This is a genomic window from Duganella levis, from assembly GCF_009857605.1.
In the GTDB taxonomy this organism is placed as follows: domain Bacteria; phylum Pseudomonadota; class Gammaproteobacteria; order Burkholderiales; family Burkholderiaceae_D; genus Rugamonas; species Rugamonas levis.
On the sequence record NZ_WWCT01000043.1, the window covers coordinates 1 to 22,668 of the forward strand.

Sequence of the window (22,668 nt, forward strand, 5' to 3'; positions counted from 1 at the left end):
AGCTTGATGACCATAGTAAGTCGGTCCCACCCCTTCCCATCCCGAACAGGACCGTGAAACGACTCTACGCCGATGATAGTGCTGCAACCAGTGTGAAAGTAGGTTATCGTCAAGCTAGTTATTAGAAGAAGCCCCCTCCAGTGATCTGGTCGGGGCTTTTTCGCGTCTGTCATCGCCATGTAACGCAATGTAGATAAACTTGCTGATCTTATAATTAGAGTAGAGATCAGCATGAAAAAATTCTCCTTGGTGTCGCTTGCCGTATTTTCCGTCCTGGCAGGCTGCGGTGGCAGCGATAGCAGCAGCCAACCGGCCGCAAAACCGTCGATCACCGGCGTCTTCCTGGACAACACGGTAGAGAACCTGGACTACGTCTCCGGTACCTCCGCCAAGGCCACCACCAATGCCAAGGGCGAATATACCTGCTACGCCGGCGACACTGTCACCTTCAGCATCGGCGGTATTAACTTGGGCAGCGCACTGTGCGCGCCGAGCATCACGCCGCTGGAACTGGCCGGCACCACCGACATCAAGAACGTCAAAGTCATCAACCGCCTGCTGGCGTTGCAATTGCTGGATGACGACAGCGATCCCTCCAACGGCATCAAGCTGAACGCCGATGTGAAAACCGCGCTGGCCGCCAAGAGCGCCGACTTTACCGCTGCCGCCGATGTCTTCAACACCGCGATGAACGCCAACCTGGCCGCCGCCGGCGCCAAGTACGCCGCCCGCACCATCGATGACATCCGCCGCGCGCTGGTACGCGAGCACTTTGAAGACACGCTGGCGTCCAAGCTCGGCGCGCCTGTCAACGAAAGCTTCAGCCAGACCACGCCGCTGGGCGCGGTCGCGGTGACCGTTACCCGTTACCAGATGCAGGCTGCCGCCAGCTACTACATTCCATACGAAGGCACGAACGCCAAGGTCAAGGAAGAATTCCCGCTGGGCTTCCTGCCATCCTACGGCTCTTCGCTGGCGTTCAAGGGCACCAACGCCAATGGCGACCTGGAGTTCTACGGCCTGACCGACCGCGGCCCGAATGGCGACGGTCCTAACCTGCCGTCGCTGAGCGGCTCCGGCGTTACCGGAGCCAAGATTTTCCCGTCGCCAAGCTTTGCGCCGGCATTCGGCGTGATCACGGTCGGCAAGAGCGGCGCGGTGTTGACGTCGTCCACGCCGATCAAAGCATCGGCCACCGTGAAGACCTCCGGCCTGGCGATTCCACCTGGCTCGGTCGGCAATTCGGCCGAATTGCCAGTGATGGACGAGATGAAATACAACGCCAACAGCAAAGCCACGTTTGACGCTAACGGCCTCGATACGGAAGCCATCGTCGTCGATAAAAAGCGTAACGTGCTGTGGGTATCGGATGAGTACGGCCCGTTCATCGTCAAGATCGATCCTGCCACCGGCATCATTCTGAACAAGTACGCACCGGGCAGCGGCCTGCCGGACATCTTCCTGAAACGCCGCGCCAACCGCGGCATGGAAGGTCTGGCGCTGGACACCAGCACCGACAAGCTGCACGGCTTCCTGCAAAGCCCGCTGACCGACGGCAGCACCACTTATACCGTCACCGGCAAGAGCGAGCTGATCGAACGCTATGCGCGCTTTACCCGCTGGACCGAGTTCGATCCAACCACCGGCAAGGCCGGCAAGATGTACGCCTATCCGCTGGACGGCGCCGATTATCAGGACGGCCGTACCGGCAACGCCAAGCTGGGCGACGTGGTCGCACTGGGCAATGGCAAGTTCATCGTGATCGAGCAGGGTGCGGCGCCGAGCGGCAAGGTGTTCAACAAGCTGATGCTGGTAGAGATCGGCAGCGCTACCGATATCGCGGCGGCCGCCTTCAACGTCACCACCTCCGACCTGGAGAAGAGCAGCATGGGCGGCGCGGCTGTCAACGGCGCCGACTGGAAAGCCGTGACCACGCTGAAGAAAACCCTGCTGCTGGATCTGAATGCCATCGGCTGGCTGGCGGAGAAGGCTGAAGGCCTGACCATCGTCGACGGCAATACCCTGGCGCTGGCCAACGACAATGACTTCGGCATGAAGACCAAGGTGTTCGATGCCAACGGCAAGGCGATTGAAGATGCCGATGTCACCAAGTGCAATGTCGATGCGAGCGGCGTCATCATCACCAGCAGCGCGGCTGGCTGCAATGCGGCCAATACCATTCGCGTGGCGCGCGGCACGGATGCAGAACGCCCAAGCCGCCTGTGGCTGATCAAGTTCGGCAAGGCGCTGACGACGTTCTAAGTCTTAAGCGCGGCGCGGGAGGCGTTCCGTCATACAGTTGTCACAAGCTTGTAATAACTCCATGAGATATTGCACGTTTGCTCATAACTCCAACGGGACGCCACCATGTCGATCGCACTGCCGAAATCTGCCTCTGCCATTCAATTCCTGCTGCTTGCAGCCTTGCCGGTGGGGATGGCGACCGCTGCCGATTTCACCATCAACGGCGCCAGCACCACGCTGCAAACGCTGAGCACCAATGAGAAGGGCACGATCTCAGTCGGCAGTTCGCTGACCAATGGCGATGAAAAAGTCGCTGTCACCATCACCGGCGATAACGCCACGCTGAACAACTTCGGCACCATCCTGCAGACTGGCACTGGCCGCGCGATCCGCGACAACACCGGCGTCAAGAACCTGACCATCAATAACGCCGCCGGCGCGCTGATGCAGACCGCCGACGCCGATGTGATCCAGATGAACAAGGCCAAGGCGGGCGTCACCCTGAACAACTCCGGTTCGATGATTTCGCTGAATGCCAGCGCAGGCGGCGCGCAGGCGGTGGACTTCGGCAGCATTACCAGTGGCACCAACGTGATCAACAACCTGGCCGGCGGCCTGCTCAAGGCCACCGATGCCGACGCCGTGCGTACCGGCGTCAACGGCGTGGTCAACAACAGCGGCACGATCCAGTCCAACATCACCAAGGCCGACGGCAAAGGCAGCGATGGCATCGATGCGCAAAACGCCTCCGGCGTGCAAGTATTTAACTTGTCGGGCGGCCTGATCGAAGGCGGCCGGCACGGCATTACCGGCGCCCAGCTGGATGCGTCCACCGTCTTCGCGCTCAGCGTGAGCAACAACGCCGGCGCCACCATTCGCGGCCTGAACGGCTCCGGCATCAATATAGACGGCTTTAACAACAAGCAGCTGGCCATTATCATCAACAACGGCATCATCACCGGCCGGGGTATTACCGGCGATGGCGACGGCATCGATGTGGACGGCGTGGTCGACATCACCAACGGCGGCACCATCCGTTCGATCAACGCCTTCAGTGCCTTGGCCGACGGTGTGGCGTTCAGCGAAGGCATCAGCGTGGGCGGTGGCCGCATCAGCAATTCCGGCCTGATTGAAGGCCTGGTCAGCGCCGGCAACACCAATGCGGTGGGACGTGGCATTACCCTGGCCGGCAACGACCTGGCGGCAGGCGGACGCGAAGGCTTGTACGCCGACGCCACCATCACCAACCTCAGCGGCGGCGTGATCCGTGGCCAGAGCGACTCGGGCATCGTGGTGGTGGGCTTGGGCAGCGGCCACACGGTGACGATCTACAACAACAGCGGCGCATCGATCTTTGGCGGCGGCGCGCTCAACGCCGCCATTCTGGGCAATGCCGACAATACCGTCATCGTGAGCGGTGGTGTTATCAACGGCGCCAGCAGCGGCAAGGCGATCGAGCTGGGCAGCGGCAAAAATAGCGTGACGATTACCGGCGGCGTCATCAGCGGCAGCATCAACGGTGGCAGCGGCGGCCAGAACACTCTGACCATCACTACCGGCGCCGGCAACAGCTTTGCCTACGCTGGCGCGATCAGCAATTTCAGCAAGGTGGAAATCCAGAGCGGCAACGTGACGTTCTCCGGCGTCAGCAGCTACAGCGGCACCACGCAGCTGAGCGGCGGCATGCTGACGCTGGATGGCGCACAACGGCTGTCGGCAAACAGCGCGCTGGTGCTCGATGGCGGCACGCTGCGCCTGACCAACGCCGGCACGCAAGGCCAGGCCTTCGCCAGCCTGTCGCTGACCGGCGACTCGTCGGTGCTGCTGGGCGGCTCGTCGCTGACCTTTGGCGCCTTGGGCGCGATTGTCGGCGGCAAGACGCTGAGCTTCACCGAAGCGGCCTCGGGCATCTACGCCTTCCGCCTGCTGGGCGATTATTCGGCCGACACCAGCTTCCTCGCCTTGTTGGGCGCCACCCACATCAATGGCGCCGGTGCGATCTATGCCTACGATGGCACTTACACCACGGTGCTGGCCGCCGTGCCGGAGCCAGGCACCTATGCCATGCTGTTTGCCGGCCTGGGGCTGATGGGCGTGATGTCGCGTCGCCGCCGCACCAAGGTTTAGCCGATATCAAGGCGGGCTGGCCGCCGGATTGCTACCTTCTCAGGGATGACCCTGGGAGGAAAGCCGAATGGAATATGCGCAGCTGAAACCCGGCCGCCGTTTTGCCCCGCTCCAAAGTTTGTTGTATTACAGTCAGCGCATCGTGACCTATCCCACGCTGCGCCGGCTTGTGGTGCGCGCGCTGAGCGGTGCGGTGCGGCTGCGGCAAGGCGCTGGCAAGGAGTTGTACGCGTCCACACCGGCCGAAGAGACGGCGCTGGCCGACTTGCGTCACAGCGGTTACGCACCACTCGGCAATCTGCTGGATGCCATGCAGTGCGATGACATCCGCGCCTGGCTCAGCGACAAGCTGCTGATTGATCGCGACCGCGAGCGTCCCGGCTTCACGCTGGCCCAGCGCGCCGATGGGGTGCGCGTGGCCGATTACCATTTGCGCGACGTGATTGCTTGCCCACATATCCTGGCGCTGGCGAATAGTCCGCCGCTGCTGGGTTTGGCTGCGCGCTACATGGAGTGCAAGCCGACCATTTCTGCGCTGGGTTTGCGCTGGTCGTTTCCGGTGCCGGGTGACGACAGCGCCTTGCAAGCCTTCCACCGCGATTCCGAGGACTGGCGCTATCTGAAAGTGCTGGTCTACCTGACCGATGTGGATGACGGCGCCGGGCCGCACGTCTATCTGCACGGCAGCCACCTGACGCAGGCGCCGATGCGGCTGCGCTTCTACAGCGACAGCGAAATCTCCAGCGCCCACAGCGCCGATATGCTGCTGACCGCCACCGGCACGCGCGGCTTCTGCTTTGCAGTGGACACCGCCGGCATCCACAAGGGCGCGGCGCCGGCCTTGCAGCCGCGCCTGATGTTACAGATCCAGTATTCGCTGCTGCCCAGCTATGCCTACCGCTACGCGCCGGAGCGCTATCAAGGCTCGCTGGAGCTGGACCCCTACGTCAATCGCCTGATTCTTCGTCCTTCTGCTTGGCATGGCTGATGGCTTCGCCGTCGGTCTTGCGCAAGGTCCAGAAGGTGAACGACGACAGCACCGTCAGCACCGCCAGTGCCAGGAAGGCGTGATGCAGCGCGGAGGTCAGCGCCACGCGATTCGACTGCGGCAGGTCGCCGAGGAACCAGCCGGTGATCAGCGAGCCTGCCGCCAGGCCAAAGCTGGCCGACAGCTGCTGCATCGAGCTGGCGATGGTGCTGGCCATGCTGGAATTGGTGCCGTCCACATCGGCGTAGGCGATGGTGTTCATGCTGGAGAATTGCAGCGAATTGAAGAAGCCCAGGCACAGGCTGATCGCCACGATCACATACAGCGGCGTGCCTTGCTGCACAAAGGTGAACATGCTGATGGTGATACCGATCAGCAGCGTGTTCACCGTCAGCACCTGGCGGTAGCCGAAGCGCCCCAGCACCCGTGACGCGATCGCCTTCATGCCCATGGCCGCCGCAGCGGACGGCATCATCAGCAAGCCCGATTGCCAGGCCGGCAGGCCCAGTCCCAATTGATACAGCAGCGGCAGCAGGAATGGCAGGCCGCCGACGCCGATGCGCGTGACGAAGCCGCCGGCCACTGATACGCGGAAGGTGCGGATCTTGAACAAGGCCAGTCGCAGCAAGGGGAATTCCGCATCCTGCGCATGCCACACGTAAGCCGCCAGCAGCGCGCAGGAAATGAACAGCAGCACCGAGGCGGAGGTCACGTCCAGCTTATGTTCGCCGAAGACTTCCAGCAGCCATGACAGCAGCGCAATGCCGGTGCCGAATAAAACCAGTCCAACGAAATCCAGCGGACGCGGATTTTCTTCGCGGTAGTCGGGCATGTGTTTGTGCGCGAGGAATAGCGCCACCAGCGCCACCGGCACGTTGATGAAGAAGATGTCGCGCCACGTCATCCAGTGCACGATCAAGCCGCCGATGGTGGGGCCGAGCAAAGGACCGATCAACGCCGGGATGATGACGAAGTTCATCGCCGCCAGCAGTTCGTTTTTGGGGAAGGTGCGGACGATGGTCAGGCGCCCGACCGGCATCATCATCGCCGCGCCGAAGCCTTGTAGCAGCCGTGACGCCACCAGCATCGGCGAATTGACCGACAGGCCGCACAGCACAGAGGCAATAGTGAAAATCGCAATCGCGGTCATGAACACGCGGCGCGTGCCGAAGCGGTCCGCCATCCAGCCGCTGACGGGAATCGACACCGCCAGGCTGAGAATGTAGCTGGTGACCACCGCCTTCAGGCTCAGTGGCGTGACATTCAGGCTAGCCGCCATCGCGGGGATGGCGGTGTTGACGACGGTGGAGTCCAGCTGCTCCATGAAAAGGGTAGTAGCGACGACCCAGGGCAGGTAGCGCTTGGCGGAGGCGGTGGCGATGGCGTTCATGGTGTGATTGTCACACAAAACAAACACCGTCGTCATAAGGGCGTCACGATTGGCCGGTAAGTTGCGAACATCGCCAGACCCTTTGGGAGTAGACATGGAGATCAAGCCACCACGCCGCACCTTTATCCGTCAGATGGCCGCGTCCACCGCGCTGCTGGGCGTCGGCGTGGCAGGCCTGAGCGGCTGCACCAGCACCGCCTCCGGCATGGCCGACGGCGTGGCGGCCGGCTTCCGGCATGGCGTGGCGAGCGGCGACCCATTGAGCGACCGCGTGATCCTGTGGACCCGCGTGACGCCGGCGCATGCGGGCGACATCGCCGTGCGCTGGCAGATGGCGACCGATGCGGCCATGCAGCAGGTGATTGCGCATGGCAGTGTGGTTACGTCGGCGCGGAAGGACTACACGGTGAAGGTCGATGCTGCCGGGCTGCTGCCGGGGCACGTCTATTATTACCAGTTTGCGGTGGATGGCGAAAAGTCGGTGGTGGGCCGCACCAAGACGCTGCCGCGTGGCGATGCGCGCCAGGTCAAGCTGGCGGTGTTCTCGTGCTCGAATTATCCGGCCGGGTATTTCAATGTCTACGCTGACGCGGCGCGCCAGAACGACATCGACGCCGCGCTGCATATCGGCGACTACATCTATGAGTATGAAAGCACCGGCTACGCCTGCGGCAATGCGGAGACGCTGGGACGGTTGTCAGAACCGCGCGAACTGCTGTTGCGGCTGGAGGATTATCGCCGCCGCTATGCGCAGTACCGTTCCGATCCCGACCTGCAAGCGGTGCATGCTGCCATGCCTTTCATCGCCGTATGGGACGACCATGAATTCGCCGATGATACCTGGCGCGATGGCTCGGTTGACCACAAGACCAGCAAGTACGGGCCGTTCGCCCTGCGCAAACAGGCGGCGCTGACGGCTTATCACGAGTGGATGCCGATCCGCGTGCCGGACATGGAGGCGCCGGACAAGATCTATCGCTCGTTCGACTTCGGCGGCATCGTCTCGCTGCACATGCTGGACACGCGGTTGATTGCGCGTGACCAGCAGCTGATGATGTCGTCCTACTACGATGAACACAAACACTTCGATGTAGAGAAGTACAAGCAGGACGTGTGTTCGCCGCGCCGTCAGATGATTGGCCATGAACAGATGGCGTGGCTGGAGGGGCAAGTCAGCCGTTCCACCGCGCGCTGGCAGATGCTGGGACAGCAGGTGCTGATGGCGCGCATGGAATATCCGACCGCCGTGGTGATGGGCGAATGCAATCGCTCCGACTATGCGGCGCTGAAGAAACGCGCGGCTGCCGATCCGTCCTGCGTCAGCGCCAAGCAGCAGCGCTGGTTGTCTGGTTCTACCTTGCCGTGCTACCTGGATTCTTGGGATGGTTATCAGGCAGACCGCGAACAGGTGTTCGAGATGATGCAGAAGCACCGCAAGAACCTGGTGGTGCTGGCCGGCGATACACACAACGCCTGGGCCAGCGATCTGCACGACGCGCAGGGCAAGCAGATAGGTGTGGAGTTTGCGACGGCGTCGGTGTCATCGCCCGGCATGGAAGGCGCGTACCCGGACCGCGATCCGGAAGATGTGGCGAACATGATGGTAGATCTGATTGAACCGCTGTACTACGCGCAGACCAGCAAGCGCGGTTACATGATCGTCACCGCCAGCCATGAACAGATGCGTTGCGACTGGCGCTTTGTCGATACGGTGTTCAAGCATGAGTACACGGCGGCGACGGAGCGCAGCCTGCGCGTGCTGCCAGGGCCGGGCAACCGCCGCATCGAGGAGTGCCAGGGAGCTTAGGTAGATTAAGCTGCTGTGTTGTCCCAGCGGTTTTCGAACAGGATTTCGGTGAGCGGGCGGCGCTGGTCCCATTTTTCCAGTTCCAGCATCGGCGCAGTGTAGAACTCGTGCACCTGGCCGACGCACAGCACGGCGATCGGTTGGCTGCCTTCGGGCATGCCGACGATGTCGCGCAGCTGCTGGGGATCGAACATTGACACCCAGCCGGCGCCGATGCCTTCCGCGCGTGCGGCCAGCCAGAAGTTTTGCAGCGCGCAGGCGGCCGATGCGAGGTCCATCTCCGGCATGGTGCGGCGGCCGAAGATGTATTGATCGCGCTTGTCGATCAGGCCCACCACCAGCACTTCCGCGCATTCCAGAATGCCTTCCACCTTGAGCTTCATGAAATCGTCGGCGCGCTTGCCCAGCGCTTCGGCGGTTTTGATGCGTTCTTCGTTCACATGCTGGTGAATGCTGGCGCGCAGCGCCGGATCGGTGATGCGGACAAAGCGCCATGGCTGCATGTAGCCGACGCTGGGACCATGGTGGGCGGCGCCAAGGAAGCGTTCCAGTTGGCCCGGTTCCAGCGGCCCCGGTTTGAAGTGGCGCACATCGCGGCGTTCGCGGATGGCGCGGTAGACACCGGAGATTTCGGCGTCGGTGTAGGCGTGCGGATTCATTTGAGTGCGATCAGTGCGTCGAGAAGTGGCTGGGTGGCGTCGGCGATGCGATCCAGGCTGGCTTCGCGCAGGGCGGAGGTGTCCACGGTGTTGTCCGAATTGAGGCCGGCCCATTGCAGCAGTGCGCTGATGGCTTGCGGCGTGTCGAACAGGCCATGCAGATAAGTGCCGAGGATCTGGCCATCCGCCGACAGCGCGCCTTCTGGCCGGCCCTCGATGAAGAAGGCCGGCGTGGCCAGTGCACCGCCGGTGGAGACGCCCATGTGGATTTCGTAGCCGCTGACCGGCGCTTGCGTGTCGCCGAAAGCGCATACGCCCTGTACCTGCATCAGCCGTTTTTCCGGACTCATTTCGGTGGCCATATCGAGCAGGCCGAGGGCCGGTGAGACGCCGGCCTTGCCCTCCATGCCCAGCGGGTCGGTGACTTCGCGGCCCAGCATCTGGAAGCCGCCGCAGACGCCGATCACTTTGCCGCCGTAGCGCAGGTGGCGCTGGATGTGCGCTTCCCAGCCTTGCGCGCGCAGCCAGGCCAGGTCGCCGCGCGTGTTTTTGCTGCCGGGGAGGATGATCAGGTCGGCCTGCGGTATCGGCTGGCCTTCGCGCACGAAGTGCAGGTCGACGTCCGGGTGGGCGCGCAGCGCGTCGAAGTCGGTGTGGTTACTCATGCGCGGCATGCTGGGCACCGCCACGCGGAAGGCGCCGCGCGAGGCTTGCACCGGCTGCACGGCGTCTTCGGCGTCGAGGAACAGGCCATGCAGGTAGGGCAGCACCGCCAGCACCGGCTTGCCGGTTTGCTGCTCCAGCCATTCCAGGCCAGGTTCCAGCAGCTTGATGTCGCCGCGGAAGCGGTTGATGACGAAGCCGATGGTGCGCCGCCGTTCACTCTCCGACAGGCAGGAAAGCGTGCCGACAATGTGGGCGAACACGCCGCCACGGTCGATGTCCGCCACCAGTATCACCGGGCAGTCGACTTTTTCGGCGAATCCCATGTTGGCGATGTCGCGGTCGCGCAGGTTGATTTCGGCCGGGCTGCCGGCACCTTCCACCATCACGCAGTCGTATTGCTGCAGCAGGCGGTCATGCGATTCGAGCACCGCCTGCATGGCCACGGTTTTGTATTGGTGATAATCGCGTGCGTTCATCTCGGCCCGTACTTTGCCGTGGATGATGACTTGCGCGCCGATGTCGCTCGATGGCTTGAGCAGGATCGGGTTCATATCGGTGTGCGGCGCCAGGCCAGCGGCGATGGCTTGCAGCGCTTGCGCGCGGCCGATTTCGCCGCCGTCCGCCGTGACGGCGCTGTTGAGCGCCATGTTCTGCGGCTTGAATGGCACGACGCGCACGCCACGGCGCTTGAGCAGGCGGCATAGCGCCGCCACGACCGTGCTTTTGCCGGCGTCCGAGGTGGTCCCCTGAATCATCAGGGTGGAGTAGGGGAAGCTCATATCAATTCTTGCGATGCTGGCGGGCTTCGTCGATTTTTTCGCACAGGGCTTTGGTGCCGGCCAACATGCGCGGACCGGCGCGGTTCAGCTGATCGCCGTCCAGCCGGAACAGGTTGTTCTTCTGGACCGCCAGCAGCGTGCCGTATGGCTTCCACAGATCGACGCTGCCGTAGTCTTTTTCGCTGGTGCCGATGATGGCTTCCGGATTCGCTTGCAGCACCGATTCGATGCTGACCACCGGCGCGGTGACTTTCTGGTCGGCGAAGATATTGACGCCGCCGCACAGGCGGATCGAGTCGCTGACGATGGATTTGCCGTTCAGCGTGTACAGCGGCTTGTCCCACACCTGATAGAACAGGCGCACCGGCGGGCGGTTGGAATACTGCTTGGTCAGCGTGGCGAATTGCTGGCGGATGTCGGCGGCGGTGGCGTTGGCGACAGTGTCGGTGCCCATCAACTGGCCGAGGCGCTCGACGTTGTCGGCGATGCCTTCCAGTTTGGTCGGCTCGCTATGGAATAGCGGCACACCCAGTTTGCGCAGGCCTTCGATCTGGCGCTCAAAGCCGCCGTGCATCCAGATCACGATCAGGTCTGGCTTCATGGCGGCCACGCGTTCCATGTCGATCAGGCGGTTGTCGCCGACACGCGGGATTTTCTTGGCGGCTTCCGGGTAGTCGCTGTAGGTGACGGCGCCGACGATCTTGTCGCCCGCGCCGGCCGCGAACAGCAGTTCCGTCACATGCGGGGCCATGGCGATCACGCGCTGCGCCGGTTTTTGCAGCGTGACGATGTTGCCGTCATCGTCGCGCACGGTGATCGGCGCTGCGGATGCAGCGGCAGCCACAGTCGCGGCAAGCAGCGCGGCGGAAGCCATGCGCATCGCCAGCGAGGCCGTGCTGCGTTGCTTGATCGGGTTGGTGTTCATCGTTTGCTCCATTCGTTGAGTGCTGCGTGCAGGCGCTGCCAGCCTGCTTCGTCCGGCGGCAGGCCGAGGCGGATGCCGCGCGCCGCGTGTGTAAAGAGTCGTACCCAGATGCCGCACTCCGCCATGTGCTGCCAGAACGCTTCCGGCTGCGGCTCGGCCCACCACTGGAATAGCGGCGTGCCGCTGGACTGGATGCCATGTGCGGCCAGCAGCGCGCGCAGGCGTTCGCCGCTGGCGTGCAGTTCTTCGCGGGTGGCGACCTGCCACGCCTTGTCGCTCAGTGCCGCGTGGGCGATCTGCTGCGCCGGGCCGCTGATGGTCCATGGGCCCAGCAGGTCGGCCAGGTCGCGCAGCAGGTCGGCATGCGCGGCGACGAAGCCAAGCCGGATGCCGGCCAGGCCGAAGAATTTGCCGACGGAGCGCAGCACGATCAGCCCTGGCCGCGCCGTGTGGGGCGCCACGCTGTTTTCTTGCGCCGTATCGCCAAACGCTTCATCCACCACCAGCCAGCCGCCGCGCGCGGCCAATTGGTCGGCCCATTCCAGCAGCTGCGCCGCCGGCACTACCGCACCGGTGGGATTGTTCGGATTGACGACGACCACTACGTCATGCTGCGCGACGGCCGCCGGCAGTTCGTCGTATGGCGTCGGCGTCATCGTGTGTCCGTGGCCGGCCCAGTGATGGGCGTGTTCGGCGTAGGATGGCGCGCTGACTGCTATGCGTGATGGCGCGCGCAGGCGAGGCAGCGCCTGTATCGCCGCCTGTGTGCCGGCCACTGGCAGCATCTGCGGCGCGCCGTAGAAAGCTTCCGCCGCTGCGACCAGCGCCGGATCAGGTTCCGGCAGGCGGTGCCACGCATTGCCGGCCACTTGAGGCGCCGGATACCAGCGCGGATTGATTCCCGTCGACAGATCGACCCAGTCATCGCGGCCGAAGCGCTTCGCGGCGTCGCGCAGATTACCGCCGTGTTCAAGCATGTGCGTACTCCATCAGTATCGCAGCGATGCAGGCTATGGTCAGCCACAGCGCCGTTGTACGCGCCACCAGTTGCCAGGCGCGGTTGATGTCCGCGCCGACTGCGGGCGGACCGTCGCCAAGCGTCGGGCGGTGTTCAAGTTCGCCGTGATAAATCGCCGCACCGCCCAGCTGCACGCCCAGCGCGCCGGCGCCGCTGGACATCACCGGGCCGGCGTTCGGGCTGTCCCAGGTCGGCGCTTGTGCGCGCCAGCATTGCCATGCGCGGCGCTTGCCTTGCAGGCCGGGCGCCAGCAGCACATACGACAGCGCCGTCAGGCGCGCCGGGATGTAATTGAGTGCATCATCGATGCGCGCGGCGGCGCAGCCGAATTGCAGGAAACGCGGCGTGCGGTAGCCCCACATCGCATCCAGCGTATTCGCCATGCGGAACAGCACCGCGCCCGGACCGCCGGCGACGATAAACCAGAACAGCGTGCCGAATACCGCGTCGTTGCCGTTCTCCAGCAGCGATTCGGCGCTGGCCTTGGTCAGTTCCACTTCGCTGGCGCTGGTGGTATCGCGGCTGACAATGTAGGAGGTGAGACGGCGCGCATTCGGCAGGTCGCGCTGCGCCAGCGCGTCGGCGATCGGCAGGTTATGGTCGCGCAGGCTGCGCATACCGAGGCAGAAGTAGAGCATCAGGACGTGAGCGGCGGCTTGCGCCGGTGGCAGGGCCATCGCCCACACCAGCAGCGCGGCCAGTGCGGTCAGCGGCAGCACGGCCAGCATCCAGGCCAGCACGCCGCGCGCGAAGCGGTGGTCGCCTTTGTTCAGACGGCGCTCCAGCGCGATCGCCCAATTGCCGAAACCGACCAGCGGATGCCAGCGGCGCACTTCGCCCCACCATAAATCCAGCAGCACGCCCACCACCATCAACAGCGCGATGGTGGAAAAACTCAATCCACTCAGCACAGTTATCCTTTTAAGACCAGCGGCAGGCCGGCGGCGACAAACACCGCGCGGTCGCAGATGGCGGCGACGGACTGGTTCAGGCGACCCTGTTCATCCATGAAACAGCGCGACACGGCGCCCATCGGCATGATGCCCAGGCCAACTTCATTCGACACCAGCACCACGTCGCTGGCGCACTTGGTCAGCGCGCTGGCCAGCATGTCCTGCTGTTCGTGGAACAGGGCGGGCAGCGCGATCTCGCCGACGTCTGGATATTCCTGGCCGCCGCTGAACAGCAGGTTGCTGAGCCAGAGCGTCAGGCAATCCACCATGATCAGGCGTTCCGGCGAGGACCAGCGCAGCAACTGGTTGCCGAGTGCGAGTGGCTCTTCGACGGTGATCCATTCGGCCGGACGGCTGGCGCGATGGTGCGCGATGCGCGACGCCATTTCGCTATCGCCTGCGGTGGCGGTGGCGATGTAAACCACTTCCTTGCCCGATTCGGCGGCCAGGCGCTCTGCGTAGGCGCTTTTGCCCGAGCGCGCGCCGCCCAGAACCAGTGTACGTGTCATGTCTCACTCCTCAAGAACAAGGCGGCGACTGCCGCCGGATTGGATGGGAAATAGGCGTGGAAATACGAAGCCGTCAGCGAACCAACGCGATACCAGGCTTCGCCCTGTATAGCGGAGGGATGTTTGACAGTGTACGCCGCCGGCTCCACTTTGGTCTCCAGTTTGGAGTAGTGAAAAGTGTGGCCGCGCAGGACGCCCTGTGGCGTCGGCAGGCCTTGCGATCCGAGACCGGCCAAACGTGGCTGCATTGCCACAGCGCCGGGCAGCAGGCCGGCCATCTTCCACACTGCGCCGGCTTGGTCGGCCAGCGTATCGGCCAGCGCCATCATGCCGCCGCATTCGGCGACGATCGGTGTGCCGGCTGCATGGGCGGCACGGATCGACGCCTGCCATGCGGCGGCTTGCGACAGCTGTTCCGCATGCAGCTCCGGATAGCCTCCGGGCAGATAGACCGCATCGGCTTGCGCCGGCACCGGCTCATTGGCCAGCGGCGAGAAGAAGGTCAGCGTCGCACCGAGCGCGCGCAGCATGTCGACATTGGCCGGATAGAGGAACATGAAAGCCGCATCACGCGCGACGGCGACGGTTTTGCCGGCCAGCGCTGCGGGCAGCGCTTCGGCCGCCGGCGCCGGGGCGATGTCCACGTCACGCAACTGGTTCCACGCGGCTTCGTCAAACGCCAGCTGGTCGGCCAGGTTGTCGAGCAGCTGGTCGATATCGCTGACTTCACCCGGCAGCACCAGGCCCAGATGACGCTCCGGCAGCGAGCGCGTTTGCTTGGGCAGCGTGGCAAACAGCGGAATGTCGCGCAGCGAGGCGGCGACCATCTTGGCGTGACCTTCGCTGGCGATGCGGTTGGCGATCACGCCAGCCATCTCCACCGGACCGTAGTCGCGCAGGCCGTGCACCAGTGCGCCGGCGGTTTGCGCCATCGAGCCGGCGTCGATCACCGCCACCACCGGCACGCCGAACGCGCGCGCCAGGTCGGCGGAAGAGGGCGTGCCGTCATATAAACCCATCACACCTTCGATCAGGATCACGTCCGCCTCGGCGGCGGATTGCGACAACTGCTGGCTGCACAGTTCCTGGCCAACCATCCACAGGTCGAGCGAACGTACCGGCGCGCCACTGGCGCGTTCCAGCAGCATCGGGTCGATGAAATCCGGGCCGCATTTGAACACGCGCACGCGCTTGCCCAGCCGGACCAGCTTGCGCGCCAGTGCGGCGGTGACGGTGGTCTTGCCTTGTCCCGACGAGACGGCGGCGATCAGCAGTGCCTTTACCATTCGGTCCCCGCCTGCGCGCCGATGCCTGCCTTGAAGGCGTGCTTCACCACTTCCATTTCGGTGACGGTGTCGGCGATCTCGATCAGTTCCGGCGGTGCGCCGCGGCCGGTGATCACCACGTGTTGCAGCGATGGACGCGCCAGCAGGTCGTTGATGACGGTGTCTACGTCCAGGTATTTGTATTTGAGGGCGATGTTCAGTTCATCGAACACCACCAGGCCGATCTCGGGATCGGCCAGGAACAGTTTCGCCTGTTCCCACGCCAGCTGCGCCTTGGCGATATCGCGTTCACGGTTCTGCGTCTCCCAGGTGTAGCCCTCGCCCATGGCGTGAAAGCTGATCTCCTCGGGGAAGCGGCGCAGGAAGCGTTCTTCGCCGGTCTGCAAAGCGCCTTTGATGAACTGCACCACGCCGACCTTCATGCCGTGGCCCATGGCGCGGATGGCCATGCCGAAGGCGCTGGAGCTCTTGCCCTTGCCGTTGCCGGTATTGACGATGATGATGCCGATCTGTTTGTCGGCGGCGGCGATCTTGGCGTCGATGATCGCCTTCTTGCGCTCCATGCGCACGCGATGGCGTTCGTTGATGTCGTCGCTCATTGGGTGTCCTCTTTGGGAATAAATATAGTGCGCTTGCCGTGCTGGATGGCTTCGATGGGGTGGCCGAGATAATCGCCGAGCAGGTCGGCCTGCATCACGTCTTCTCGTGTGCCGGCCAGCCAGCGGCCATCGCCCTTCAGCAGCAGCGCGTGGGTGGAGACGCTGTGCGCCAGCGTCAGGTCATGGCCGATCATGACGGCGGTCTTGCCCTGTTCGCGGCACAGGCGCGCCAGGATGCTCATCACGCTGACCTGATGCGCCAGATCGAGCGCGTTGGCCGGCTCGTCCAGCAGCAGCAGTGGCGTGTCCTGCGCCAGCATGGCGGCAATCGCCACCCGCTGGCGTTCGCCGCCGGACAGCGTGCGCACGTCGCGCGACTTCAATTCGGCCACTTCCATCGCTTCCAGCGACTTGATGGCGATGGCGTGATCGTCGCTGTCTTCCCAGTAGCGGTTGCCGTGATACGGATGGCGCGCCGACAGCACGGTTTCGATCACGCTGTAGGAAAAGGCGTCGCTGCGGCTCTGCGCCAGGAAGGCGCGCTGGCGCGCCAGTTCTTCCAGCGGCCATTCGGCCAGCGGGCGGCCGTTCAGCGACACGTGGCCGGCTTCCGGCGGACGCAGTCCCGCCAGTGCGCGCATCAAGGTGCTCTTGCCAGCGCCATTGCGACCGATGATGCTCCAGCATTCGCCTTCGCGCACCTGCCAGTCGAGATCCTTGACCAGCTGGCGCTGGCCGGCGCTCAGTGAAAGTTGGTGGGTGCTGATCATCATTTGCGCAGGCGGTGCAGTTGGTACAGGAACACCGGCGCGCCGATCAGCGCCGTCACCACGCCCACCGGCAGCTGCTGCGGCGCGATGGCGGTGCGGGCCAGGGTATCGGCCAGCATCAGGAAGGTGCCGCCGCCGATGGTGGCGGCCGGAATCAGGATGCGGTGATCGGGACCGACCGCGAAGCGGCAGGCGTGCGGCACGATCAGACCGACGAAGCCGATGCTGCCGGCGCTGGTGACGGCGCTGGCGGTCAGCAGACCGGAAACGAAGAACAGGCCTTTGCGCAGCGCGCCGACGCGGATGCCCAGCGTGGCGGCGGCTTCCGCGTGCAGCGCCATCACGTTCATGGCGCGCGCGTTGCGCAGGGCGAAGGCCAGGGCGGCGATCAGCACCACCCATGGCATCCAGCGCATCTGCGTGCCAGACAGGTCGCCGATGATCCAGAACACCATGCCGCGCAGGCGGCTCTCCGGCGCGATGGACAGCATCAGCGTCACCATCGCCATGCAGGCGGAAGACAAAATCGCGCCGGTCAGCAGCAGCAGCGCGGTGCCGCCTTCCGCCGCCGTGCCGCCGCGCAGGTCGCGCCGGGCCAGCACATACAGCATCATGGAGACGGCGACGGCGCCGCCGAATGCGGCGGCATCCACCATCCAGGCGGCGCACATGAACAGCAGCGCGGCCAGAGCGCCGACCGAGGCGCCGGCGGACAAGCCAAGCACATAAGGGTCTGCTAACGGATTGCGCAACAGCGCCTGCATCATCGCGCCGGCCAGCGACAGGGCGGCGCCGGTGACGAAAGCGGAGACCGCGCGGCTGAGGCGCAGGTCGAGCAGGGTGGCCGCCAGCGACGAGGTCTGGCCATGCAGCAGCTCATTCAGCGCTGCGGGAATATCGGAAAGCGGAATAGGGACCGAACCGGTCATGCCCGAAAAAATCAGGCCGGCAAACGCGAACAGCAGCAGGCCGGCCATGGTGATGGCGGCGCGCTGTTGCAGATTGCGGGAGAAAGAATGCATGCACTGCTTTCAAAAAGAACTGCCGGGGCGGGAATGCAACCCCGGCAGGTTACACCATTATTTGTAGCCGTAACGCAGTCCGGCAAACACCTTGGAACCCGGCGTGGCGTAGAAGCGCGCCAGATCGTACTGCTTGTCGCCGATGTTGTTCCAGCGGACCAGCGCCGACCAGTCACGGGTGAAGCTGTAGGTGGCGTACAGATTCACCAGACCGTAGCCGCCCAGGCGATTCTTGTTGGCCGCATCGTCATAGCGGTCGCCGGAGAACTCCAGCTCCACGCCGGTCTTCAGCGCGCCGATGCTGTAGTCGGCGGTCACGTTGCCGTGTTTTTTGGCGCGACGCGCCAGGCGCTTGCCGCTGGTCTCGTCCTTTGGATCTTGCAGGTCAAGGTTGGCGGCCAGGTTGACACCCGCCACGCGCGTGGCGCCGGCGATGGTCACGCCTTCCAGCAGCGCCTCGTTGACGTTGTAGACGCAACTGGATTTGTACCCGGCGTAAGGGCACGGCGTGGTGCTGACCAGCAGATCGGTCAACCGGTTATGGAAATAGCTGGCGCTGAGCGCATTGACGCCATCGTCCCAGCGCAGGCCGAGTTCCGCATTCTTGCCTTGTTCCGGCTTGTTGGCCGGATTGCCATAGCCCGAGTAATACAACTCGTTGTAGGTCGGCGCGCGGAAGCTGGTGCCGTAGCTGGCGGTGGCGCGCAGCTGCGAGGTGATGTCGTAGCCGTAGCCGATCGAGCCGGTGTTTTTCGCGCCATACACCGAGTTGTCGCGGCGGATGCTGGCGTTCAGCAGGTTGGCGCCACGGCGCGCGTTGTACGAAGCGGCCCACGCATTGGTGGTGCGGTCGCGGTTCAGCGCAGTGTCGCCGTTGGTCGAGACTTCTTCCTTGCGGTGGTCGTACAGCAGTTGCAGCACGTCGGCGCCGATGCGCACGTCGTTTTGCAACGTGATGTCGGTCTGCTTGGTGTCGATGCGCGAGTAGCCGGCTGCTGCTGCGCTGCTCCAGTTCTGGCCCTTGTCCTGGCTTTCCGCGTATTGCAGCAGAGTGTCGACGTTCGGCAGGAACTTGGCCTTGGCGTAGACGGCAGCGGTTTCCAGTTCGGCCTTGCTGCGCACATCGTAGGCGGAAGCGCCGCTGTCGTACTGCGATTCCAGTTTGCTGTGCAAGAACAGCGCGCCGGCTTCATAGCCAGGTGCGATCTGCACGCCGAACTGGCCGGAGACGTTTTCCTTGTCGTAGCCGTCGCGGTCCGCGTTGTACGAGGTGCTGCCTGGGCGGGTGGCCGAGAAGCCGTCCGACTTTTCTTTACCTGCGCTGATGGCGTAGTTGAAGCTGTGCTCACCGCCGGTGGCGCCGGACAGCGTGGCGTCGGCTTCGCGCGTCTTGTCGCTGCCGTAGCCGGCGAAGGCCGTCAGTGCCGGCGCGCCTTTGCCTTTTTTGGTGAAGATCTGTATCACGCCGCCGATGGCGTCGGCGCCATACAGGGAACTCAGTGGGCCGTAGACGATTTCGATATGGTCGATGGCGGTCAGCGGAATCGCGCTCCAGTTGGCGGCGCCGGTGGTCGAGGAGCCGATGCGCACGCCGTCGACCAGCACGATGTTCTGGTTGCTGTTGGCGCCACGGATGTAGACGCTGGACGCGGTGCCGGCGCCGCCGTTGCGGGCGATCTCGATGCCGCGCTGGCGTTGCAGCAGGTCGATGATGGAGCCGGCGCCGGCTGCGGCGATCTGCTCAGGGCCGATAGTGATGGTGTCGCTGATGACGTTGGCCAGCGGCTGTGGCGTGCGGGTGGCGGTGACGACGACTGCATCGGTGGCGGTGACTGGTTCAGCGTGCGCATAGCAGGCGGCCATGGCAAATGCCAGCGACGTCAGGGTCGCAGGACGGGAAATACGAAGGGTCATGATATGTTTTCTATTAATGCCAACTGGCCTACGTCCCCGTGGGCCAATTGTGAACAGAAGCGCGGCATTGGCGTCGCTTCCACCTGATTTGGCCGGTATCCGGGCTGGCAAGTGGCACCGCCTCACCTTCCCATGCCGTGGCACAGTGGTTGTCAGAGGAGATTTGTCGCGCTGAGTGCTTATTTAGACACTTTGCGACACTTGTTTACCGTTGCGGGGGCAGCACACGTTGGCGTTTTTATATCGCGCCGTGTTTCCCGTTTAACTGCGCGCCTGGACAGGCACGCGAGCACCAAAACCCGCACATTATACGGGGTTCAGGGTCAACATGGCGCCGTAGGCGATTTGGTGGGCGGCTTGCGCGGCTTGCAGCGCCATCGCCGCTGGGGGCAATCCGGCGTGGCAGGCGGTCAGCAAACGCATGGCGCCGGCGTGGCAGATGATGATGGCCTGGGCGTGCTGGCGCTGCACGTCTATATAGAAGGCGCTGATGCGCTCCGCCATTTGCAGCACGCTTTCGCCGCCGCCGGGATGGTAGTGGACCATGTCGGCGGCCCAGGCGTCGATGTCGGCGCGCGGGATGCTGTCCCACGGCTGCATCTCCCATGCGCCGAAGTGCATCTCCACCAGGCGGCTGTCGTAGAGTGGCGCTGGCGTCAGGCGCGCGGCCAGTTCGGCGCAGCGGCGCAGGGGACTTGAGTAGATAGGCAGGCCGGCTGGTAGCTGGAGCGCGGCCAGTGTCTGTTCCAGTTGGCCCGGCGCGATGGCGAGGTCTGTGCTGCCGTAGCAGACGCCCGGCGCCACCAACGGCTGCGGGTGGCGGACCAATATCAACTTCATACGGGTAGCGCGCCATGCTGGAAGCTGGCCAGCGCGCACAGGTAGAACGTGACTTCAGTGACTTGCTGGACTGCGCCGAGGCAGTCGCCCGTGTAGCCACCGATGCGGCGCACGTATTTGCGCGCCAGCCACCAGGTGGCGATGGCAGCGACGATCACGCCGCTGACCAGCGCGGCCGGCGGCAGCCAGTGCAGCTCAATGACTACCAGTGCCGGCACAATGGCCGTGATGGCGGCGATCAGGAATTCGCTGCCGCGCATTTTTTGCGCCAGCGGTTTGGCCTTGCCTTCGGCGCGCGCGTAGTCGAGACGCCAGATCAGCGAGGCCGCCATCAAGCGCGAAAGCGGATGCGCCACCAGCAGCGCGCCGATGGCGGCCAGCGGCGGCAGCATGGACAGCGTCACCAGCTTGAGGCCCAGCATGCAGATGGTGCCGATGGCGCCATACGCGCCGATGCGCGAATCCTTCATGATCTCCAGCACGCGCTCCGGCGTCATGCCGCCACCGAAGCCGTCGCACATATCGGCAAAGCCGTCTTCGTGGAAGGCGCCGGTGGCGTAGATGCCGACTGCGGTGGAAATCACCACGGCCACCGGCGCCGGCAGGAACCACGCGGCCAGCGCGTAGGCCGCGCCGGTGATCAGCGCCACCACCACGCCCACCAGCGGGAAGTAGCGCGAGGCCTGGTTCAGCCACGCAGGATCGAAACCCACCCAGCGTGGAATCGGCAGGCGGGTGAAGAACTGTAGCGCGGTGAAGAACAGGCGTAGCTGGTGCATGCTGTGTGCCGGCCTTACTCGGACTTTTCGCTGACCTGGGCCGACTCGAAGGTGGCCATCTGGTTCAGGAAGTTGACGGCGGCATGCAGCAGCGGCAGCGCCAGCGCGCAGCCGGTGCCTTCGCCAAGGCGCAGGCCGAGGTTCAGCAGCGGCTTGGCGCCCAGCGCGTCGAGCATTTGTTTGTGGCCGTTTTCGTCGGAGCAGTGGGCGAACACGCAGTAGTCCAGGATCGCGGGATGCATGCGGGCGGCGACCAGCAGCGCGCTGGTTACGATAAAGCCATCGATCAGCAGGATCTTGCGCAGTTCCGCCGCCTTCAGCATGGCGCCGGCCATCATGGCGATTTCCAGTCCGCCGAAAGTGGCCAGCACGTCCAGCGCTTCGGTGGCGTGGGCGTGCCTGGCGACGGCCGCCTCGATCACGCGTTGTTTATGCAGGATGCCGTCGGCCGACAGGCCTGTGCCGGCGCCGACGCATTGCGCCACCGGGATGCCGGTCAGCTTGTGCATCAGCGCGGCGGCGGCGGTGGTGTTACCGATGCCCATTTCGCCGAAGCCGACCACATTGCCTTCCAGTTCCGAGGCCAGCGCCATGCCGGCGGCCAGCGCGGTCTGGCACAGGTCGCGGCTCATGGCCGGTTCATTGGCGAAGTTGCGGGTGCCGTGCGCCAGCTTGCGGTCGGTCAGGCCGTCGCGCGGGCCGAAGTCGTGGTTGACGCCGGCGTCGATGACGCGCAGTTCGCAGTGGTTCTGGGTGGCGAAGACATTAATTGCGGCGCCGCGCGCCAGGAAGTTCTCGACCATTTGCCAGGTGACGTCCTGCGGGTAGGCGGAGATGCCTTCGGCCACCACGCCGTGGTCGGCGGCGAACACTAATATAGAAGGCTTGGTCAGTGCGATGTCGCGGGTGTTCTGGATCAGGCCGATCTGCCTGGCCAGCGCCTCCAGCACACCCAGGCTGCCCAGCGGCTTGGTCTTGTTATTAATAGCGCGGTCGAGTTGGGCGGCGAGTGCTTCGTTATGAGTAGGGGAGATGGACATGAGGCAGCATATGAATCGAAGAATTTCGTATTCTACCCTTGCCAGACTGGCTGGCCCTTGTTATGATTCTGTCCCTCACGAAACAACACATGCAAATGCGGCGTTGAGTGAGAAAAGAAGAGAAAAAGTAGAGCTTGACGAAATATTCGAAACGCTTCATAATCTTGCCTCTTCGCTGATGAACAAAACGATTTATCAGCAAGGTGCACCGCTCGGCGCGTGCCCAAGAATGATCTTTAAAAATTTACAGTCGATAAGTGTGGGCATTTGGTGCTGCAACAAAAAGCATTAAATGCTCAACAAAGAAATATTCAGTAGAAATACTGTCAGTATTTTTGAGAAGAGCGAACCAG

General features: G+C 63.9%; 19 protein-coding genes, 1 rRNA gene and 1 riboswitch. Of the genes, 5 read left to right on the forward strand and 15 right to left on the reverse strand.

The genetic code is table 11. The features are described from left to right. Nucleotides 1–2 precede the first annotated feature (2 nt). From rrf to GTP69_RS29395, 4 genes are all read left to right on the forward strand, one after another. A 5S ribosomal RNA gene (gene rrf, locus GTP69_RS29380) occupies nt 3–115 on the forward strand. 116 nt (nt 116–231) lie between these two features. Next, complete coding sequence (locus GTP69_RS29385; protein WP_161058182.1) at nt 232–2,262, forward strand: esterase-like activity of phytase family protein; 2,031 nt, start codon at nt 232–234, stop codon at nt 2,260–2,262. A 105-nt stretch (nt 2,263–2,367) separates the two neighbouring features. Continuing rightward, the gene (locus GTP69_RS29390) at nt 2,368–4,371 is read left to right on the forward strand and encodes a PEP-CTERM sorting domain-containing protein (RefSeq protein ID WP_161058183.1); all 2,004 of its coding nucleotides are present in this window, start codon (nt 2,368–2,370) and stop codon (nt 4,369–4,371) included. Nucleotides 4,372–4,438: 67 nt separating this feature from the next. Next, the gene (locus GTP69_RS29395; protein WP_161058184.1) at nt 4,439–5,359 is read left to right on the forward strand and encodes a phytanoyl-CoA dioxygenase family protein; all 921 of its coding nucleotides are present in this window, start codon (nt 4,439–4,441) and stop codon (nt 5,357–5,359) included. Here the strand turns inward: GTP69_RS29395 and GTP69_RS29400 are convergent. Further along, on the reverse strand, nt 5,319–6,749 hold the full coding sequence (locus tag GTP69_RS29400; protein ID WP_161058185.1) for a DHA2 family efflux MFS transporter permease subunit: 1,431 nt from the start codon (nt 6,747–6,749) through the stop codon (nt 5,319–5,321). The two genes, GTP69_RS29395 and GTP69_RS29400, sit on opposite strands and share 41 nt — an antisense overlap. Nucleotides 6,750–6,843: 94 nt before the next feature. Here GTP69_RS29400 and GTP69_RS29405 point away from each other — a divergent pair, with 94 nt between their 5' ends. After that, nucleotides 6,844–8,556: an alkaline phosphatase D family protein gene (locus tag GTP69_RS29405; RefSeq protein WP_161058186.1), complete on the forward strand. Its 1,713-nt coding sequence runs from the start codon at nt 6,844–6,846 to the stop codon at nt 8,554–8,556. A 5-nt stretch (nt 8,557–8,561) separates the two neighbouring features. Here the strand turns inward: GTP69_RS29405 and bluB are convergent, their stop codons facing one another. The 14 genes from bluB to cobT all read right to left on the reverse strand — a co-directional run bounded on the left by bluB (nt 8,562) and on the right by cobT (nt 22,315). Beyond that, nucleotides 8,562–9,215, reverse strand: a complete 654-nt coding sequence (gene bluB, locus GTP69_RS29410; RefSeq protein WP_161058187.1) for a 5,6-dimethylbenzimidazole synthase — start codon at nt 9,213–9,215, stop codon at nt 8,562–8,564. Continuing rightward, nucleotides 9,212–10,660, reverse strand: coding sequence for a cobyric acid synthase (locus GTP69_RS29415; RefSeq protein WP_161058188.1), 1,449 nt, complete (start codon nt 10,658–10,660; stop codon nt 9,212–9,214). Before GTP69_RS29415 ends, bluB begins: the two co-directional genes overlap by 4 nt. Nucleotide 10,661: 1 nt before the next feature. Continuing rightward, entirely contained in the window at nt 10,662–11,534 is an 873-nt protein-coding gene (locus GTP69_RS29420) for a cobalamin-binding protein (RefSeq protein ID WP_161058200.1), read from the reverse strand. Nucleotides 11,535–11,581: 47 nt separating this feature from the next. Further along, nucleotides 11,582–12,562, reverse strand: coding sequence for a threonine-phosphate decarboxylase CobD (gene cobD, locus GTP69_RS29425; RefSeq protein ID WP_161058189.1), 981 nt, complete (start codon nt 12,560–12,562; stop codon nt 11,582–11,584). Beyond that, the gene (gene cbiB, locus GTP69_RS29430; RefSeq protein ID WP_161058190.1) at nt 12,555–13,514 is read right to left on the reverse strand and encodes an adenosylcobinamide-phosphate synthase CbiB; all 960 of its coding nucleotides are present in this window, start codon (nt 13,512–13,514) and stop codon (nt 12,555–12,557) included. The genes cobD and cbiB overlap by 8 nt, the downstream gene beginning before the upstream one ends. A 2-nt stretch (nt 13,515–13,516) precedes the next feature. Further along, complete coding sequence (cobU, locus tag GTP69_RS29435) at nt 13,517–14,065, reverse strand: bifunctional adenosylcobinamide kinase/adenosylcobinamide-phosphate guanylyltransferase (protein ID WP_161058191.1); 549 nt, start codon at nt 14,063–14,065, stop codon at nt 13,517–13,519. Then, nucleotides 14,062–15,351 (reverse strand): cobyrinic acid a,c-diamide synthase CobB, encoded by a 1,290-nt coding sequence (locus GTP69_RS29440; RefSeq protein WP_161058192.1) that lies wholly within the window; start codon nt 15,349–15,351, stop codon nt 14,062–14,064. The genes cobU and GTP69_RS29440 overlap by 4 nt, the downstream gene beginning before the upstream one ends. Continuing rightward, nucleotides 15,345–15,950 (reverse strand): cob(I)yrinic acid a,c-diamide adenosyltransferase, encoded by a 606-nt coding sequence (gene cobO, locus GTP69_RS29445; RefSeq protein ID WP_161058193.1) that lies wholly within the window; start codon nt 15,948–15,950, stop codon nt 15,345–15,347. Before cobO ends, GTP69_RS29440 begins: the two co-directional genes overlap by 7 nt. Continuing rightward, nucleotides 15,947–16,720, reverse strand: coding sequence for an ABC transporter ATP-binding protein (locus GTP69_RS29450; protein ID WP_161058201.1), 774 nt, complete (start codon nt 16,718–16,720; stop codon nt 15,947–15,949). Before GTP69_RS29450 ends, cobO begins: the two co-directional genes overlap by 4 nt. After that, nucleotides 16,720–17,742 (reverse strand): FecCD family ABC transporter permease, encoded by a 1,023-nt coding sequence (locus tag GTP69_RS29455; RefSeq protein WP_161058194.1) that lies wholly within the window; start codon nt 17,740–17,742, stop codon nt 16,720–16,722. Before GTP69_RS29455 ends, GTP69_RS29450 begins: the two co-directional genes overlap by 1 nt. A gap of 57 nt (nt 17,743–17,799) precedes the next feature. Next, complete coding sequence (locus GTP69_RS29460) at nt 17,800–19,656, reverse strand: TonB-dependent receptor domain-containing protein (protein ID WP_161058195.1); 1,857 nt, start codon at nt 19,654–19,656, stop codon at nt 17,800–17,802. Nucleotides 19,657–19,729: 73 nt separating this feature from the next. Continuing rightward, nucleotides 19,730–19,968: riboswitch (cobalamin riboswitch) on the reverse strand. Beyond that, nucleotides 19,963–20,496, reverse strand: a complete 534-nt coding sequence (locus GTP69_RS29465; protein ID WP_161058196.1) for a histidine phosphatase family protein — start codon at nt 20,494–20,496, stop codon at nt 19,963–19,965. (Overlaps the previous riboswitch by 6 nt.) Then, a complete protein-coding gene (locus GTP69_RS29470) occupies nt 20,493–21,275 on the reverse strand; it encodes an adenosylcobinamide-GDP ribazoletransferase (protein WP_161058197.1) in 783 nt (260 codons plus the stop codon). Before GTP69_RS29470 ends, GTP69_RS29465 begins: the two co-directional genes overlap by 4 nt. A gap of 14 nt (nt 21,276–21,289) precedes the next feature. Next, nucleotides 21,290–22,315 carry a nicotinate-nucleotide--dimethylbenzimidazole phosphoribosyltransferase gene (gene cobT, locus GTP69_RS29475; protein WP_161058198.1) on the reverse strand — a complete coding sequence of 342 codons (1,026 nt, stop codon included), beginning with the start codon at nt 22,313–22,315 and terminating at the stop codon, nt 21,290–21,292. Between the last annotated feature and the right edge of the window lie 353 nt (nt 22,316–22,668).